Source organism: Vibrio sp. V39_P1S14PM300 (genome assembly GCF_009904765.1).
GTDB classification, from domain to species: domain Bacteria; phylum Pseudomonadota; class Gammaproteobacteria; order Enterobacterales; family Vibrionaceae; genus Vibrio; species Vibrio proteolyticus.
This window is the reverse complement of sequence record NZ_WXWP01000032.1, coordinates 1-4,138: the sequence shown is the minus strand read 5'-3', so window position 1 is coordinate 4,138 and position 4,138 is coordinate 1. Positions and strand designations below refer to the sequence as shown.

Annotated in this window: 3 protein-coding genes; all 3 read left to right on the top strand. The window is 51.6% G+C overall.

From position 1 onward, the window contains the following. Positions 1-550 (top strand): phage portal protein family protein (locus CAG65_RS01890; protein WP_161451792.1); only part of this gene is annotated, 550 nt, incomplete at its 5' end. After that, positions 538-1,896 carry a phage head morphogenesis protein gene (locus tag CAG65_RS01885; RefSeq protein WP_161451790.1) on the top strand — a complete coding sequence of 453 codons (1,359 nt, stop codon included), beginning with the start codon at positions 538-540 and terminating at the stop codon, positions 1,894-1,896. The genes CAG65_RS01890 and CAG65_RS01885, both read left to right, overlap by 13 nt. Before the next feature lie 462 nt (positions 1,897-2,358). Further along, the coding region (locus tag CAG65_RS01880; protein WP_161451788.1) for a hypothetical protein at positions 2,359-4,138 on the top strand (1,780 nt) is incomplete at its 3' end.

Genomic DNA, 4,138 nt, shown 5'->3' with positions numbered 1-4,138 from the left:
GGCCAACATTGAGCGTCTGGGGGAGAAATACGCCATTCCTACGGCCATTGCCCTGGCTGAAAACGCCAACGGTGATAACGATTTACAGAAAATAGCAGACTCACTGGCGCCTGTGATGAACGGCGATGCGGTGGCATTGTCTGGCGTGAAAGAGATTGTTGCGCTCGATGCGAATGGCAAGGTGGACGAGCTGCTGCGCACCATTGAATACATCGACAACAAAATCTCCAAGCGCATTACAGGGCAGACTCTCACCGGTGGCAATCAAAAGTACGGCTCTCGCTCATTGGGTGAGGTCCACGAACGGGCCGCCATGCGCGTCTCTAAACGCGATGCCCGCATGGTGCATAAGACGCTCAACGAGACGCTGTTTAAGTGGATTTTTCTGGCTAACGGCCGTGAGGGGAGCATCAAAATCCGGGTGGATGAAGACGCTTACAAAGCGATGCTGGAATCGGCTCTGGCAAATGGCTCAGGTATGGAGCCGGTTCAACCGCTTTCCCCCCTGACCTTATCAGACGCCCCAGGAAAGCACCTATGTCTGCTTTAACTCACCTTGACCAGAAAGAAACCGACAACCTCATCAAATTGCAGCGCCTCGAAAATGAGGCGCTTTCCTTCACCGTCAAAAGCCTTTCAAGGGAGCTGGAAGCGGCGTTCAAGGCGCATTCAACCCCTGATGACATCGATATCACTCAGGTCACCCACCCGTACACCAACATTTACGCCGCATCGATGATGGTCAGTTGGTTGCTGGGTCAAGCGCATGTTCAAAACGCCATCACTGAAGCAGAAGATAAGCCCGTCGAGCTGACCTATGCGCCCATTTACCTCGCTGTGGATGATGTGCCTTTTCAGGAAGCGATGGATGCACTCAAAGCGATGGTTCCGACCGATACCAAAGAGTATCGTCAGATGGAAGCGGCCATGAAGCTGCGTGCATTCACGGTGGCGAACGTCTCCAGTATTGATGCGGTCAATCGCGTGAAGAAACGCTATGAGGACGCACTGGGCAGCGGCGCTTCTCGCTCTGAAACTCTGGGCAATATTCGTCAGCTTCTCGAGCAAGAAGGCTTATCTGAAGCCAACCCGTACTGGCTAGAGTTGCATTATCGCAACAACATGATGACGGCGTACAACTCTGGCCGCTGGACCCAAATTGCGAATAACGATTTGGTTGAGTTCCTGGTCTATTCGTCCGTGCTGGACTCAGGAACGACTGAACTGTGCAGAAAACTCGATGGCGTGATCAAACCTAAAGACGATCCGTTTTGGGAACGTTTCTATCCACCCAACCACCATAAATGCCGAGCCACCGTGTCTGTGCTGTCACGTAAGCAGTATGACGCGCTGCCGGCATCAATGCGACGCGCTTCAGAGCAAGTCAGCGGTAAAGCTTTGGACAAAGATGCCATCACTGGCAAAGAGCATCAGTTCACCAGCTCGCCATTGGTATCGATGAAAACGTTGCCCGCATCGATGATGCAGCGAGCGCAAGAATACAGTCTGACACAAAGCATCCTGAATTACTCTTATGCGCAGAGTCAACGTGTGCTAAAGGAGCAGACGAAAGCGGTCACCAAACAAGGGTTATCTGCGGCTACGCTGAGTAAAGCTCTCACACAATCCCCCGAGCTTGAACCGTTCCGGGAAATGATTCAGGAGAAGCTACTCAGTCAACCGGATGCGATTTGGTATGGACTCGATCAAATGGCGGACGGAGCATGGTTACCTGTGTTGACATATCAATTGGTGCTGGATGACCAACACTCGGCCTTGGCCTTGGTAGCCGCGTTTGACGAGGTCATGGTGAACAATATCCACTTTTCCCGTCAATCTGAGTGGGATAAACGACTCGCTGACCACATCAACATGTCGGATGGTCGCCAAAAGTAAGGCTTTGCTGACGTGTCACTATCATACATTTCTGAAAAGGCTTGTGAGCGTCATTCGGCGATTGACGCTGGCCCGTTTGTTATTTAATTTTGACCTTCTCAACAAGGTTGAGTCCCCCTGTAATCACTTTTTATTTGCCATTTGCCCGCGATTGCGGGCTTCTTTTTGCCCTAGACAAGTGGAGCGCATTGACTATGGCTATTGTGTGCCCTATAAGTAATAGAGTGAGATTATGAGTTGTCTCCTATCGAATACCTTCATTATTCAATCGTCAATTAACTTACTAGCCCGCAAGCGCGGGCTTTTTCTAAGTGGCACTCCCTATGTGACGTTCTCCTCAAATTTTCACAAACGGCAAAATCACCAGGCGAACCGTGCTTTTGCCTAGCCTTTCCGGCTACGCCTCGCCGTCTCTCCATCGTACAATATCGCCATTTATGATGTCGTTTTTGGGGAGCCCTCATGTCAATAGACTTTGATTCGTCACGTAAGGTGGTACGCGCAGGTTATAAACCCGTTGTGGATGAGACCGCGCTGACTCGTCCTGCGGAAGGTCCGGTCCAAGAGACGCCGGAAAAAGCGCCAGAGCAGGAAATCAACCTCAAGCTCTACTGCAGTCCGGATGAACTCAACACTTTACAGACGGGTGTCTGGCTGTTAGGTGCGACTGATAACGAAAAGGCGGTTGCCCAATGGAAAAAACAGCAGACCAGCGAAGGCGATAGTCTCCTCACAGCGCAATGCTTTGAGGCTGAAGAGAAGACGCTCTATCACGATCTGTTTTTACACAGCGGTCAGTCAGACGCGTACACGGTTATGCCTAATCCTGTGGACAGCCAGGTCATCAATGCCGAGTTTATACCGGTGAAGCTGGCTGTTCAGGTCAGTGACACGCGCCTTGGCTGGCCGACGGCTGGGTATTTTTACCTGTTTTGTGAAGGCAAACTGACAAAAGAATTCAAAGTGGCCGGTGACGGTCGCTGGACGTTCCAGGTGACGCGATCGGATGCCTCAAACTTAACTGAAGAGCTGCTTTCTGAGCATCACTACGCCAGCATTTTGCTGCCCTATAAGATTGAAGGTCAGCCTGCGCCCGGGCAGCACCTACTGTATCGGGAAGAAAAGCTCACTGCGGATGAGTTAGCTGAAGCCAGTCTCGACTGGCTGAACCAACATGCCATGACACTGGACATGGACCAGGTGGTCGGTATTAAGCAAACACCTCTGCTTGAGCGGAGCGCCGAAACGACGCCTGAAAATGAAGTGCCTTCACCGATAGAAACCCTGGCGGCGGTGCATCCGTACGGCGACACCTGGGGACGTTACAACCAGCATGAAATTGATGCGCAGACCGTCAACATCACTCAAAGTCCGAGCATCGCAGACCATGTTCCCGTTCTGAACGTTGCAGCGTCCATGGCGACTGGGTTTTCACTCGGCTGGATACAGGTTTTGCGTTCTCAAAGTCAGGCTCAGCTTTGGGCGGATTTATTTACAGAGGAGACCAGTGAAGCGCATCAAGCCTTGATTCAAAAATACAACACACACCTCAATGAGCCTGTGCGTCAAGGGGAGCTGGTTTTGCTTCCCACCACAGAGCCGGAAAACGATGAGCAGCGGCAACAACTCAATGCCATGCTGGAAGAGGCGCAGGCAGCGAGTTCAGCCTTGTGTGAGCTGGATGATGGACAGGTGGCCGCGGTCAATCGTCACTTTGAACTATTGGACCATTACGCGAATCAACGTACGGAATCTGGAGACGTGCCATCAGAGCAACCGGATTACTATGCTCATGCATCAACCGGTGTGGGTATTGCCACCGCGATGGTTGAGCAGCATTTGAAGAACATCAATCAGGTGTTGTTGGAAATCAATGATTTGTATGTAGGGCAAGTGGCCATGGCCAGTCGCGTTGGTGGTATCAACTATGGTAGTTTTGTGTCAGAACGAGCTGCTCTGTTTAAAAAGCTGGACGACTCGTTTGCTATGTTATCCAAGCGCAGTATTCAGCTTCCTGTAAACACTCAGATTAAGCGGGCGCTGAGACTGTCGACTAAGTCAGTAGTGCATCACGCGGATGAGATAATCGCCAAAGGGTTCGTGCCAAATATGGGTAAACGCATTGCTAACGTGGCCCGGGGCATTGCTGGCGCTCGCTGGGCAGGGTATGTAGGTGTGGTACTGGGTGGTGCAAGTGCTGCGGATAGCATCTATGAGGCCTGCAAAGTGGACGGTTCTGGGG

What these genes read in the sequence shown, in the direction of transcription:
- CAG65_RS01885 (WP_161451790.1), top strand. Translation starts at nt 538, where the DNA reads ATGTCTGCTTTAACTCACCTTGACCAGAAAGAAACCGACAACCTCATC.